Here is a 14,229-nt window from a genome sequence, read left to right as displayed (position 1 = left end):
TACGGGTGTCGGCATGATTCTTCCGTGGGGTATTATGTTTTCCGAAGAATAAACGCTGCGTGAGGGGAGGGCTGCGTGGACGGGCACGTGCAACATGACGGCTTTGGCCGCGACATTAACTACCTGCGCATTGCCGTTACCGACAAGTGCAATTTCCGCTGCATCTATTGCATGCCGGCCGATGGCGTGGCGCCCCGCGCGCACGATGAGCTGCTCAGCGCCGAGGAGATCGCCCGCTTTGTGCGCTTAGTGGCGGGGGAGGGCATTCGCCGCGTGCGCCTGACGGGTGGCGAGCCGCTGGTCAGCCGCCGTATTATTCCGCTCATTCGTGATATCCGCGCGATTCCGCAGATCGAGGACATCTCGCTCACCACCAACGGCGCCCTGCTGCCCAAGCTGGCGCCGCAGCTCAAAGATGCCGGGCTTAACCGCGTCAACATCTCGCTCGACACGCTCGACCCTACGCTCTTTGGAAAGATCACGCGCCTGGGTCGACTCGAGCAGACCATGGCTGGCATCGACGCGGCGCTGGCTTGGGGCTTTGAGCCCGTTAAGGTCAACTGCGTTGTGGTGCGCCGGCTCAACCAGGATGTGGCGGCCCTTGCACGGCTCACGCTCGACCGCCCCATCCACCTGCGCTTTATCGAATACATGCCCATTGGCGACGAACACACGAGCTCGCATTGCGCTGTGGACCCGCATGCGCCCGCGCTCAATCCCGAGCTGTGGGACGCGAGCGATACCGTTCCGAGCGACGAGCTGCGGGCGCGCATCAATGCCGGGGCCGCCGCGACGGGGCTGGGCGAGCTCGAGCCGCTCGACATCAACGACGCTCCTGCCGGCGCGGGCCCTGCGCGCTATTGGCACTTTCCGGGCGCGGCGGGAACGGTCGGCTTTATTAGCGCCATGTCCAACCATTTTTGTGCGAATTGCAACCGTCTGCGCCTGACGGCCGATGGCAACGTGCGTCCGTGCCTGTTCAGCGATGCCGAGTATTCGGTGCGTGAGGCGCTGCGCCGTGGTGATGATATGCAGGTACTTTCGATTTGGCGCGATGCCGTGGCCCACAAACCGCAGGAACACGCGATAATTGAGGGCACGCAACGATTTATGTCCCAAATCGGAGGATGATCATATGGCCAAGAGCAGGTACGCCGATGCCACCAAGGCCGCTCGCAGGGCCGCGATGTCTGCCCACAAAGTCACGGCTGCGGCGAATGCTGGCAACGCCGACGCGTCCGCACAGCCGTCTGCCAGCGCTGCAGCCGAGCCCGCCCGTGACGCCCGTCGCGACGAGCTGACGCATGTGGACGCCAAGGGCGAGGTACGCATGGTCGACGTGTCCGACAAGGCCGAGACCCATCGCACCGCCATCGCCGAGGGCACCATCCTCATGCACCCCGAGACGCAAGCCATGGTGCTGCAGGATCGCGCCAAAAAAGGTGACGTGCTCGCCTGCGCGCGCGTGGCGGGCATTATGGCCATCAAACGCACGAGCGACATCATTCCCATGTGCCATCCGTTGCTCATTACCAAGAGCAAGTGCGACATTGCGCCCATCGCTCCGGCGGGGACGCCGGCCGATGACGTGCCCGAGGGCTGGGCGCCGGCGCGCGCGGACGGGCAGGTTGGTTTTCACGTACTGGTTACGGCGGGCGTGACGGGCAAGACGGGTATTGAGATGGAGGCGCTGACCGGCGCGAGCGCTGCGTGCCTAACGATCTACGACATGTGCAAGGCCGTCGATCGCGGCATGGAGATCGTCGACGTTCGCCTGCTGCACAAGGAGGGCGGCCGCTCGGGCGTGTGGGATCGTGTCGAGCGTCAGACCGCTGCTGTTGAGTCCGTGACCGCTGACGGTGCCGCACCCGCGAACGCACCTGCCGCCGTCGCGCCCGCAGCTCCCACTCCGGCCGTCCCCGCAATCGCGTTTATCGGCTACCAAAACTCGGGCAAGACCACACTCGTCGAGAAGGTTATCGCCGAGCTCACCCGCCGCGGCCTGCGCGTGGGTTCGCTCAAGCATCATGGGCATCACGGCTTTGATATCGACGTGCCCGCTAAGGACACCTGGCGCCATCACCAAGCCGGATCAAAGCACGTGGGCCTCATCTGCGCTACGCGCTGGGCGGAGTACGCCGACACGCGCGAGGAGGACGAGATGCCCGCGCGCGAGCTGCTGTCGCGCTACAACGATGTCGACGTGGTGATCATCGAGGGCTACAAGACCGAGGGCTTCGACAACATCGTCGTCGCGCGATCGGGTGTGGATCGCCTGCGCGGCAAGAGCTCGCTTGACTTGGTCGACGGTCGCACGCTGGCGCTTGCCTGCAATGAGGCCCTGGCGCGTCAGGCCTTCGACGCCGGCTTCGCGACCCGAGCCATCAACATCAACGACGCCCGAGCCATCTGCGACCTTATCCAAGATCACCTTTAGGGGCCGGCTCGCTGCGCTGCCATAACATGCCAAAAAGGGACAGGTTTATTTTGGCAGGTTTTATCTGGGCAAACGCCATTTCCACCACAAAGGGGCCAGGCACCTTTGTGGTGGATTTTGCTTTGGTAGATGCGTGGGACATGCCTTACAATCTACCAAGTAGTTCATGACGGGCGAAAAACGGAGAAAAGGGGCTTGATGCGTCCTTAATGTTTCATGCGGATAGATTGATTTGACAGACGGTGGCGAATGCCCGCCGTCCACATTCGTATGAAACAAGGAGTCTCCATGCTCGTCTCTCTTTTCTCAAAGCCTCAATCATCGCTTTCCGTGCAGGCCAAGCGCCTGGTGGCGATGCGCTTTCTCATCTACACCGGTTTTCAGACCAGCTACTTTATCGGCGTTATCGGAACACTCACCTATGCGGACGGCGCTTCGGTCATCGCGACATCGCTGGCTGTCCTGTTTATGAATGTATTTGTGATCCTGGGATCCTTTGCGGGTGGCGCGGAGCTCGACGCCTGGGGTCCGCGCCGCCATTTCTTGCTGAGCATCATCGGCGCTCTCGCAACTGGCACGGCAATCATCGCTTTTGGTAGCGCGACCGGCGTCGTCCTGCTCGGCGCGGTGTTCCTAGGCTTTACGATGGGATTCGCTCAGCCCATTGCCACGTCCTATCCGGCCTATCTCACCAATGACCCCGTCGAGCTCAAAGACATCAACTCCGCCATTGCCATGTTCTCAAACGTGAGTATCATCGTCGGACCCACGTTGGGCGGCTTTGTCGCGGCTGCTGCATCGTCACGCGCGGTGTTCGTGCTCATGATGCTCTTTACCGTGCTGGCGCTCGTTGCCGGCTGGGGCTTTAGGTCGCAGACCAGCCATGTCGCCGGGCATGCGGATGCCGATTCGGCAGAGGAAGGGGAGCGTGCGGGACAAAGCTCCAACCCCAGCACGTCCGCCCGCGCCACCTTCGCAGCCAGCATCAAGACAGTCTTCACCAACAGCGTCCTCGCGCTACTTTTCTGCATCATTTTTCTTTCGAACTTTGGCTACGGAGCCTTCGATCCGCTCGAGTCGTTTTTCTATCGCGATGTCCTACGCGTCGGCGTTGAGTGGATGGGCTGGCTCTCGTCGGCCTCGGGCGTAGGCGCGGTGCTGGGTGCCGTGCTCGCGCTCCGCTTGCCGCCGCACCTGGTCAACCTTAAAACCTTGCTCGTGGCGCTCATGTCCGTGGGCCTGGGAAGCCTGCTCTATGTGGGGACGCCGTACGTGGGCGTGGCCCTCGTCGGCCAGATCGCCCTGGGCATAGCTTGGGGCGTCGTCAACCCGCTCCACAACACCATTGTGCAAACGACGGCTCCGCTCGAGCAACTCGGTCGCGTGAACTCGGTCATGGGCTTTGGCAATATGTTTGCCGGCGTGGCCCCGCTGGCGATTGCCCCGTGGCTGGCGGCGACGTTTGGCGTGCAGCAGACGCTCATCGGAGCAGGCATGGTCGTGACGGCAGTCCCCGCGGCGTTGCTGCTGTTTGGGCGCCGGCATTTTGATCGTGCCGCAAGGCAGTAAAACCCATCACAACATTCGATGAAAATCGCGATTTTGCCGAAAAACGTCGAATGTTGTGATGGTTTGGCCCGCAAACGTCGCAACCACCACAAAGGGGCCAGGCACCTTTGTGGTGGTTTTTGCTTTGACGGGCCGCGCCTGTGCCTTGGTATACCATGTACGCCGTTCACGACCACACCCCACACCGCCGCACAACCCAGAAAGGCCCCCATGGACACCATCTTCAGCCACATCAAAGCCGTGTTCTGCGATATCGACGGTACACTGCTCACGAGCCAGCACGCGGTGTCCCCGCGCACCGTGGCGGCGATCCGCGCCCTGCGCGAGCGCGGCGTGCTCTTTGGCCTGTGCACCGGGCGCGACGCCCACGCGACCGAGGCCATGTACGAGCTCTGGGGCATCGAAGGCCTGGTGGACGTGCTGGTGGGCTGCGGTGGCGCCGAGGTCATCGACCGCGCGCACGACATCAACGAGCTGAGCTATCCGCTGCCGGGCGAGACCATCGCGCGCATCTGCAAGCACATGGCGGACCTTCCGGCAACGCCCGTCTGCCCCCGAGACGGCGTGTTCTACGTGCCCGAGAGCAACGCATGCGTCGAGCACCTGTCGCGCGTCGACGGCGTGCCCTACAAGGTGGTCGACTTTGCCGAGTTCTTGCGCGAGCCGCAGCCCAAGGTGATGTTTACCATGGCACCCGAGGTAATGCCGCGGGTGATTGAGCGGGCGTCAACGTTTGCCGATAACACTGTTAAGGCGGCGGCTCTGCAAACCACGCAGCGGCTCTACGAGTTCATGGATCCGCGCGTGTCCAAGACGCGCGGCCTGGTGCGCGTGGCGGAGCTCAACGACATGGAGCTTGCGAACATCTGCGTGTTTGGCGATGCCGATAACGACACCTGCATGGTGGCTGACGCCGGCGTGGGCGTGGCCATGGCAAATGGCAGCGACGCCACCCGTGCCGCCGCCGACTTTGTAACCGCCAGCAACGACGAAGACGGCATCGCGATCTTCATCCAGGAGCACCTGCTGTAGCACCGGGGAAGAGCACCACAAAGGGGCGGGTACGTTTGTGGTGGTTGCCTAAGCGCGGCCAAGTGTTTGGGTGGTTTTGCCTATGATGCCGAGATTCTTCTAGTTTCGTGTATATAGATATGCGAACATCATTAATTAGCGGCGCGACATCCGCGCAGATTGCTAATGAGGTAGCCTGTAATATAAGCTAGTGCTACCGCTCACCGCTAAATGCCCACCGTTCACAGCATTATTGCATTTGAGTTAAATGTTGTACAAATAATACGCTGGCGAATAAAAAAATAGCAATAGCTAAATTACCAGCAATTTAGTTTTATTTAAGGTTAATAAAAAACAATTAATTTGAGCAAATGTCAAGAGCGCTGGATTACTGCTACAATAATGTCAGAATCTAGTACATAGATGTTTAAACAAGAAGTACAATACCATTACTAAGCGCGCGCAAATATCGGTTGCGCGTCCAAGCTTGATAGGGAAAGAGCAAGATCGCGGTCTCTTGGGGAGGAGACATCGATGAAAGCGAATTCGGACAAATCTAAGCAGAGTAATAAAGCGACGCGCCGTGTACTGGCAGGCGTTTTGTGCGGAGCCTCCGTTTTGAGCCTGGTACTGTCGCTCGTCATGCCTCCGATCTCGCAGGCCATCGCCAACGATGCCCAGACGGTTTCTACCGAGGAAACTGTGATGGGGGGTCCTCAACTGAGTCTACTGATGTAGAAAACACCAACAACGGGGACGCCGAAAACCAGAATAGCAGCGATGCCGAGAATGAGGCGAACGAGGATACCGTTGCACCAGACTCGACAGCCGATGACGCGGAGGCCGAGGGCGCCGTGCAGCCTGCGGATGATGATGCTAACGACGAGGGCACGATCGCACTTGCTGCAGAGAATGGATCGACTCATGAAATCAGGAGTGGAGCTGAACTCAGCTCGAAGCTTCCTGACAAGAGCTTTCGCGATAATGAGGGCCGGGCTACTTTTACGCTTGTTAACAATATTGAATGCAACGATGAGATTAGGCTTGAACAAACTGACGATAACCCCATCAATATCACCCTTGACCTAAACGGTTGTAAGATTAAGCACTCGAGTGACAACAAGCCGTTATTCGATGTTGCTGGCGGCGCAACACTTACAATTATGGATTCCAAGCAGGAGAGTGAGAAGGTCAGCGGGGGCCAGCCGCTGACTGATCGGGGGCAGAGCCTGAATGCCGATAATTATGACAACTATGCCGCCAATTATGGCAAGAATGCCAATCTGACTTACGTTAAAGATAACGATAACGATAACATTCCATCTAATCTTACCTACTACGTGACCGAATCGTCCCCGAACGAAACAGGCACAACCGAGACACTTGTCAAACATGATGTTGAGATTAAAGGTGCCATCGTGGCGTGCGGCGGCAGCAGCGCAAATCTAAGGCTCATCAATCTGTATAACAAAAAAGGCAAGGGCGGCACGTTTAACCTTGTGAGCGGCGCGATTACGCAAAAACAGGGCAGCAGCGTTGGCAGCTTGGTCTATGCCGAGGGCGGCTCTATCGTCAACATGGGCGGCGGCTACGTGTGTGGCGCTTCTAGCTCGGGCGCGGGCGCGGGCGCGGGCATTATGGTGTCCAACGCGAGTGGCGGCGCTTCGACCCTTAATATGACCGGTGGCGTAGTTGCCGGCAACCGCGCTCCTAGTGGCGGCGGTGTGTTTGGCAACGCTTCCACGGTCACCATAGCTGGTGGCGTAATCTCCGGCAACAGCACGCTTGCTTCTGGTGCCGGTCTCGGCGGCGGCATCATGGCTTCAGGCGGTAAAGTTACCGTTTCTGGTGGCCATATCACGAATAATAGAATGGCTAAATTCTGTGGCACGGATGGCAGTGGTTGTCATGGCGGCGCTGGGCTTGCTGCCAATAACGGCGCCCATGTCACTATTTCCGGTGGCCAGATTACCGGCAACTATTCCGAGGAAGCTGGCGGCGGCGTTTACGTTACCAATCTTAATCGAGGAGATATGGCATGGCTCGACATTACGGGAGGATATATTGCCTCTAACGTGAGCTTCCGATCTGAGGGTGCTGGCATTCGAGTGGGCCAGAAGGTTGACGCGATGATTGGCGACACTCCAGACAACAACGGCACTCCAGGCAGCAAAGTTTACATCACTAACAACTGCTGCATGTCTCGTTTTGACTGGGGCGGCGGCGGCATCTTTGTTCAGGGTGATTCGAAAAACGCGGATAACGCAGGCAGGCTGTTTGTATACAACTCGTATATAAGCAGTAATACCGCTGGCGGCTATGGCGGTGGCGTTGCAGTCTGCCCGACGGGCAAGACGTTGGTAACGAACACTGAGGGCACGGCAATCTTTGGCAATTCGTCTGCTGGCAATGATACTAATTTCATAGAATACAAACGGGAAGATGGCAGTGGTAATGATGGTACGCCCCATCTTTCAGGTGGTGGTATTGCTGATACTAATAAGACTGAAGATAGAGAGGCATACAACTCACCCGATTTCCGCGAGTCCGGTCATGCCGATTTCTTCCTCGCAGCGCGGGATCACAATACGCCGGTCGCAGTGGTATCCGGCAAGATGCTTGGCGATATAGACGCCAAGTACTCGGGAAGCATTGAGCTAAAGAATCGCATCAGCATCCCCGCCAACGGTGTTGCTCAGGTAAAAAATAGCATCGGTCTGACTTCGGGTGTTAGCGCCAAGGATAAAGCGGTGACTGACTTAGTACAGGGTACTAAAGTGACAACTTTCATCACGGGCAACTATTCTTGGGACCATGGTGGCGGCATCATGTCGAATGGCGACTTGTACCTAGGCGTGCCTGAGGATACGTACGTCTATCCGAGCCTTAAGTTGAAGGCAACCAAGGCGCTGAAAAATCAGCAGACCAATCAAAACATGAAGTTCGACAAAGACAAGTTCTCCTTCTCGGTCTACCGTAAGGATTCGGATGACGCGACGGAGCCCTTTTGGAATGACAAGAAATTCAACAATGGCGGCTGCACCTTGGTCGGAACCGCCAAGAATGATGCGAACGGTAACATCACCTTTGACCTTGGCGAACAGCTTATTGATAAGACTGTTAAGGCTAACGAGATTACATACTATTTGGTCGAAAATGCTGGCAATGATCCCGGCATCACGTACGATCCCGACATCACGTACGACTCAACCGTGTACAAGATTGTGGTGACGGTTCGGGACAACCAAACGCCACTCATGAATGTGCCGAGCAGGGAAAATCCAAACTTGGACGTTACTCTTTACGTTCACAACTATACGATTACAAGCGTGAGTCTGGGAGATTCGACTAACTCGTTGGATAAGAACGAGCAAGGCTATTATTCGATTGTCGGCCCTGACGGGGAAAAGACCTTCACCAATAATTACACTCGGTACACCTCCAACGGCTCTTGGACTCCCAAGGCGACTAAGGTCGTTAAGGGTGGCGAGATGAAGGAGTTCACGCTCGAGTTTGCGGATAACACGGGCTTCAAAGAAGCCGAGACGGTTAAGACCGACCCCAACGGCGTGATTACCACTACTGCCGACGGCGACAAATCCCAGACCCTGGGCTTCGGCGAGATTAAGTACAATCTTGCCAGTCTGAAGCAGAGTGATTCTGATGTTCCGGGCCGCGGTGCTTCCAAGACCTTCACGTACTATGTGCGAGAGAAGGGCGATAGCTCGATTTTCTCGCATTACAAGTTCGATAATTCGGTCTACAAGTTCACGGTTGTTGCAACGGATAATTCCAAAAGGGACATCAGCTGTAAGGTGACCTACAGGAAGGGGACCGTTGACTCCGACGGTAACTGGGTAAACACCGATGCTACGGATCACGAACTCACCGAAACCTCCACCCCAACCTTCACCAACACCTACTCCACCTCTTTGCCCCTTTCTGGTATGTCGGGCGTCACTCTGACGTACCTTGCCGGCGCGGCGGTGCTTTGCGCTGCTGCGGCCTGGATGCACATTCGTCGCAAGGCGAATGCGAAGGGAGGTGAGCGTCGTGAATAAGAAAGTTTGCTCCTTCCCGATCTTGTTTGCGCTGCTTGCCCTCCTGATTGGCACCTGCGCGGTTGTGTTCCCCGCATCCGCGCAGGCCGCGCCGACCTCGACCGGTTCCATCACGGTGAGCGGCACCGTGGCGAGCAGCTACGACGCCTATCAGATCTTTAGCGCCAACGTCGTCGACGGCGACAGCGACGCCAAGATCGCCACCGACCTTGTCTGGGCAAGCGACGCCGTGCGCGACGCCGCGCTGCCTGTGCTGCACAGCGCCGGTATGCCCAATTCCCAGACCACCGCGCAGGAAGCTGCCGAGTGGCTCAACACCGATTCCCACCTTACGAGCGCGCTGAGCGCACAGCTCGCTCGTTCCCTCCAGAGCTCTGGCGCCGTGTCCGTGGCCCTTAACGCGGGTACGGCGGCCGAGCTGCCCTGCGGCTACTGGCTCATCGTCGCCAAAGACGACGCCATCGCCCAGGGCGAGGCCGGCACCGCGCCGATCATGGCCCTGGTCGGCGGCAGCGCCGTCACCGTCAAGCCCAAGGCCGCGACCCCCAAGGTGTCCAAGCACGTGCTGGAGGACAGCACCGCCGCCTGGCAGAAGGCCGCCGACGCCACGGTCGCCGACGACCTGTACTGGCGCCTCTCTGCCACGGTCCCGGCGGGCCTTTCCGCCTACGACACCTACGCGGTGCAGTTCGTCGACACCATGAGCGCGGGGCTCGACCCCTCCAAGGTGGCCGCGAGCATGCGCGTGTACGCGGCGGCGGGCACGGACGGCGGCTTCGACGCCGTCTCGGCCGGCAAGGACGGCCGCGCCGGCACCGAGCCCGCGAAGGGCTGGACCGACATCACGGCCCAGTGCACCACCAAGGTAGCGGCGGACGGGACCTTCACCGTGCGCACTGGCGACCTGGTCGCCGCGCTCGGCGGGGTCGACGCCTTCACCGCGGGCGGCCGCGTGGTCGCCGTGTACAACGCGCCGCTCAACAGCGCGTGCAACCACGGCATCGCGAAGGGCAACCCCAACGAGGTCTACCTGCGCTACCCGCGCTCTCCCTTTGCCGACCAGTCCGGCGATGCCGGCTTTACCCGCACGCCGAGCGATGACGCGTGCGCCTACACCTGGGATCTCGCGCTTACCAAGCGCGGCAGCGACGGCGACAAGCCGCTTGCCGGGGCGGTCCTGAGTATCACCGACGATCGCGGTCGCGCGCTGGCGGTCGACGGCACGTGGGATGCGCAAGGCAAGGCCACCGTCACCACGGGCGAGGACGGCCGCGTGACCGTCTCGGGCGTGGACTCGGGCAAGCTGGAGGTCCGCGAACTCAAGGCGCCCAAGGGCTACACCGCCTTTGAGGGCACACGCTCCGTGACGGTCAAGGCCGAGGGTCTGGACGTCGACCAGGTGGTCGCCGCCAAGCCCAAACTCACCATCACGGCCGAGTCGCCCCTGCGTGCCGACAGCGCGGACGGCTCGACGGGCAGCCTGGAGGCATCGCTCATCAACACGCCCACCGGCACACCCCCTAGCATTACCACCGGAGGCTTTATGCCCTCGACTGGCGATATGGCAATGTACGCCGCGGCCGCCGCAGCGGTCGCCGGAGCCGCGCTCATCGTGGTCGCGCTCCTGGTCAAGCGGGGAGGTGGCAGCCATAAAGAGTAGCTGGCAGCCCCACAGAGAGCGGGGCGAGACGTAGCGAAGTAGATGCTAAGACACAGACAGATGATGACCGATCGAATGAGTTACGAAGTAGAAAGCAGAGGAAAGAAGATGCACATGAACAAGAACATCGCACGCCTGGCAGTAACCGCCGGCCTCACAGCAGCGTTGAGCTTCGGCGGCGTCATGGCCCCGGTGACCATGGCGTTTGCTGATGGTGGTGCGGGCTCGACTGTGACGTTCGTGGATACTGATTATGCTACGTCGTCGACCTACAAGGGTATTCAGATCTTCAAGGCGACGGTTACCAAGACCGGCGAGAACACCACGGTAAGCGGGATTGAGTGGGCCGGTGCCGATCAGGCTGCGCAGCAGGCGATTCAGGATGCTGTTGTTAGGGCGATTAAAGTTAATGATAAGAATTACAACAGCACGAACGCTCAGGATGCAGCCGATTGGTTGAGTGTCCACGCTGAGGGTATTGGAGCCGACTCGAAGGTCGCGAGCGACAACGTCTTCAGCTTAATCGCCGCTAACCTGAAGGACAGCACGGCTTGGCGGAAGACGACCAAGGGCGACGCATCCCTTTCTGGTCTCGATGCCGGCTACTGGCTCTTCCTCACTGATACCGTCGGTAAGTCTGCTGATAAGTCGACCGATGCGTTCACTTCTCCCGTGTACGCTGTAATCGACGGCGAGAGCACGACGACCGTCAAGCCTAAGAAGAGCGTCCCCACGGTTGTGAAGAAGGTCCTTGACGACGCCGACGCCTACGCTGCCGTCACCGACATCAAGGGCTCCAACAAATGGAATGATGTCGCCGATTCCCAGATCGGCCAGGAAGTTAACTACAAGCTGACCGGCACGATCGCCAGCAACTACGCTACCTTTGGCACGTATGCTTACAAGTTCACCGACGGGCTTTCCAATGGCCTTGACTATGTCAAAGGCTCGGTTAAGGTGTACGCGCTGAACGGCGAGACTTACAGCGAGATTGAGTCGAACAATTATACCGTGACGGATGCTGATGCTAGCAACAACAACACGCTGACGGTCGAGTTCAAGACCGAAGACGGCAAGAAGGGCCTCAAGGACGTCGCGAGCGTGACCGCCGACACCAAGATCGTTGTCTTCTACAAGGCAAAGCTCAACGGCAACGCCGTGATCGGCAACGCAGCCGACGGCAACAAGCGCGGCAACCCCAACACCGTCAAGCTCGAGTACTCCAACAACCCGTATGCCGAGGACACGGGCGAGACGATCGAGGATACCGTCGCCGACTTCGCTTTCAGGCTCAACCTCAACAAGGTCGACCAGGGCACCGAGAAGGGCCTTGCGGGCGCCGTCTTCACCATCCAGTCCGCTGATGCGAACACTCAAGACCAGTATATCGCCTCGAAGGACGACCCCACCGCGGGCGTCGTCGCGGGCCAGCTCGTGACCGTTGCCGGCACCACCAGCCTTCCCGGTTACGTGAAGTTCACGTCTGGCGATAATGGCCAGATTGCCGTGAAAGGTCTCGATGAAGGCTCCTACAAGGTGACCGAGGTCCAGGCTCCCAATGAGAATTACACCAAGGCCAACCCCTTCACTTTCACCATCACCGCGACGTATGATGACGCGAGCATGAAGGTGACGGGCCTCACGGCGGCGGTTTCCAAGGCCGACGAGGGCCGCACCGACATCGCCTTCGGTAAGCTCGACGGCAATGACGGAGACAATAAGCTGACCGGTACGGATGGCACCGGCACCAACGCCGCCACCGGTGAGATCACCATCAACGTCGGCAACACCAAGTCCGTCGGCCTCCCGCTGACCGGTCTCAACGGCGTGACCTTCACTTGGATCGCTGGTGGCGCGGTGCTGTGCATCGGCGTGGCGCACCTCATCCGCAGCCGTAAGCAGGCTGAGGAGTCCGAGCAGGAGTAACGCTCACTCACCCATCCCTTTGGCAGGTGGGATGTGATGGCCATGAGACTTGCGGACACTTTTCTCGTCCATCCACGTTCTTGCTTTGCCATTCTCTTTTCGGGGCAGACTCCGCACTGGAGTTTGCCCCGTTTTTTTGGACAACGCAGCCAGCCTCCACCGTCCGATGCGGGTACGTTCGTCATCGCGTTTCTTGACTCGTATGAGGTTCGGTTTAAGGTCCGTAGGCGCACGCGCGGTGCGGACGGTGGACGGCATTTGCGCCGCAACAAGCGCAAATAAGAATGCCCGGGGTTCGGAGCCCGGGCATTTAACTAAAGCTGAAAACTAGGCCGCCCGCGCTTTCGAACACTTACGCGGGGTGCGTCGTTTCCTATTGACATTGTATCCCGAATCGCCCCGCCGATTCGGGACATTTTGAAAACGCAAATGCTGGCTTATGCACGAAAGGAATTTCGTTAATTCCGAAAATTATGTATAATTCCAATTAAAACTGGAATCAAACGAAAACGATGGAAATGAACGAAGCGCTAATCTACTTACAAGAAGCACTAGGCCTCTCCGCCAAGACCAAAACTTGGCCTGGATCTGCACGCTTGCCGCTGCATCTGCGGGCGATTGAGGTCCGCGCGGTTGACGCAAACGGTTTTTCATTTTTGCTTGCAAGTTTGCCTACTGGCGTCGGGCTTCCCGAGGCTAAGAGAGTCTATAGTCAGCTAGCCTTGCGCGCGGAGACTCCTGTTGTCGTTTCGTTTCCTGATGCCGATGCACGTCAGCGCAAAGCATTGGTCGCACAAGGGATTCCGTTTGTCTGCCCCGGTAGACAGGCTTTTCTTCCATTTATGGGCACAGCTTGCACGGAGAGGGGCGGTGCCCGGTCTCGCAATCACGCGTCCAAGATGTCACCCAACGCACAGGCTGCCGCAATCTGGGGAGCAGCCCAGGAGCCATATCGTCCCTATGACCTTTGTCGTGCGCTTGGGATCTCGGCAAGCCGTGCGAGTGAGGCCATAACCGAGCTTGTTGACAGGGGACTCGCGAGGCGCGAGCGTCGCGAGCGGCGTGTTGTCGTGTTCCCTGTTGCCGTTGATCTTCTGCTCAGTGAGCACATGGCAGAGCTCTCCTCGCCTGTCTCGAAGGTCTTTTTTGCAAGGAAGACGCCGCAGATCGACTATCTTGTTGACGCCGGGGAGACGGCGCTCGCTGCGCGTTCGATGCTCGCTGCGTCGGGTATGGAACAAAAGGCCGTCTTAAGAAGTGCATGGCGTCAACTGAGCGACCTCGAAGTCGTAGACGGGGAGTTGCCGGATAACGAAACGGCGATGATCCAAGTGTGGCGCTATGCGCCCATGTTTGCCGGCTCCTCCCGTATTGACGACATTTCGCTTGCGCTATCTTTGGCGGCAATCGACGATGAGCGAATTCAACTCGAAGTCGATCGCATGTTTGGAAAGGAATATCCATGGCAAGAAGCGCTGTAGAAGGTCTCCAAGAATTCGGGCCGTAGGCGGTGTTTCGGTCCTAGCTGCGTTGTCCGGCGCATGAGCTCGCTAATCGGCTATTAT

General features: G+C 58.8%; 9 protein-coding genes. All 9 read left to right on the top strand.

What is annotated here, in order from left to right:
* The first annotated feature begins 75 nt into the window (after positions 1-75).
* The 9 genes from moaA to DWW12_RS05065 all read left to right on the top strand — a co-directional run bounded on the left by moaA (position 76) and on the right by DWW12_RS05065 (position 14,145).
* On the top strand, positions 76-1,131 hold the full coding sequence (gene moaA, locus DWW12_RS05110; protein WP_233541961.1) for a GTP 3',8-cyclase MoaA: 1,056 nt from the start codon (positions 76-78) through the stop codon (positions 1,129-1,131).
* A gap of 4 nt (positions 1,132-1,135) precedes the next feature.
* Entirely contained in the window at positions 1,136-2,437 is a 1,302-nt protein-coding gene (gene mobB / locus DWW12_RS10095) for a molybdopterin-guanine dinucleotide biosynthesis protein B (protein WP_117855309.1), read from the top strand.
* 288 nt (positions 2,438-2,725) lie between these two features.
* Entirely contained in the window at positions 2,726-4,006 is a 1,281-nt protein-coding gene (locus tag DWW12_RS05100) for an MFS transporter (RefSeq protein WP_158564404.1), read from the top strand.
* Positions 4,007-4,216: 210 nt separating this feature from the next.
* The gene (locus DWW12_RS05095) at positions 4,217-5,038 is read left to right on the top strand and encodes an HAD family hydrolase (protein WP_117855306.1); all 822 of its coding nucleotides are present in this window, start codon (positions 4,217-4,219) and stop codon (positions 5,036-5,038) included.
* A gap of 513 nt (positions 5,039-5,551) precedes the next feature.
* Positions 5,552-5,755 carry a hypothetical protein gene (locus DWW12_RS05090; protein ID WP_117855304.1) on the top strand — a complete coding sequence of 68 codons (204 nt, stop codon included), beginning with the start codon at positions 5,552-5,554 and terminating at the stop codon, positions 5,753-5,755.
* 116 nt (positions 5,756-5,871) lie between these two features.
* Entirely contained in the window at positions 5,872-9,078 is a 3,207-nt protein-coding gene (locus tag DWW12_RS05085) for a Spy0128 family protein (protein WP_117855302.1), read from the top strand.
* Complete coding sequence (locus DWW12_RS05080; protein ID WP_158564402.1) at positions 9,071-10,738, top strand: SpaA isopeptide-forming pilin-related protein; 1,668 nt, start codon at positions 9,071-9,073, stop codon at positions 10,736-10,738. The genes DWW12_RS05085 and DWW12_RS05080 overlap by 8 nt, the downstream gene beginning before the upstream one ends.
* A 114-nt stretch (positions 10,739-10,852) precedes the next feature.
* On the top strand, positions 10,853-12,664 hold the full coding sequence (locus DWW12_RS05075) for a SpaA isopeptide-forming pilin-related protein (protein WP_158564400.1): 1,812 nt from the start codon (positions 10,853-10,855) through the stop codon (positions 12,662-12,664).
* Positions 12,665-13,182: 518 nt separating this feature from the next.
* Positions 13,183-14,145 (top strand): MarR family transcriptional regulator, encoded by a 963-nt coding sequence (locus DWW12_RS05065; RefSeq protein ID WP_199570701.1) that lies wholly within the window; start codon positions 13,183-13,185, stop codon positions 14,143-14,145.
* Positions 14,146-14,229 lie beyond the last annotated feature (84 nt).

This window comes from Collinsella sp. AF14-35 (assembly GCF_003464565.1).
Lineage (GTDB): Bacteria > Actinomycetota > Coriobacteriia > Coriobacteriales > Coriobacteriaceae > Collinsella.
Note: the sequence above shows the minus strand (reverse complement) of the source record. Positions and strands in the feature narration are given on the sequence as shown.

Coding starts and splice junctions, on each gene's coding strand:
- DWW12_RS05075 (WP_158564400.1), top strand. CDS start 10,853: ATGAACAAGAACATCGCACGCCTGGCAGTAACCGCCGGCCTCACAGCA.
- DWW12_RS05065 (WP_199570701.1), top strand. CDS start 13,183: ATGAACGAAGCGCTAATCTACTTACAAGAAGCACTAGGCCTCTCCGCC.
- DWW12_RS05100 (WP_158564404.1), top strand. CDS start 2,726: ATGCTCGTCTCTCTTTTCTCAAAGCCTCAATCATCGCTTTCCGTGCAG.
- mobB (WP_117855309.1), top strand. CDS start 1,136: ATGGCCAAGAGCAGGTACGCCGATGCCACCAAGGCCGCTCGCAGGGCC.
- DWW12_RS05090 (WP_117855304.1), top strand. CDS start 5,552: ATGAAAGCGAATTCGGACAAATCTAAGCAGAGTAATAAAGCGACGCGC.
- DWW12_RS05095 (WP_117855306.1), top strand. CDS start 4,217: ATGGACACCATCTTCAGCCACATCAAAGCCGTGTTCTGCGATATCGAC.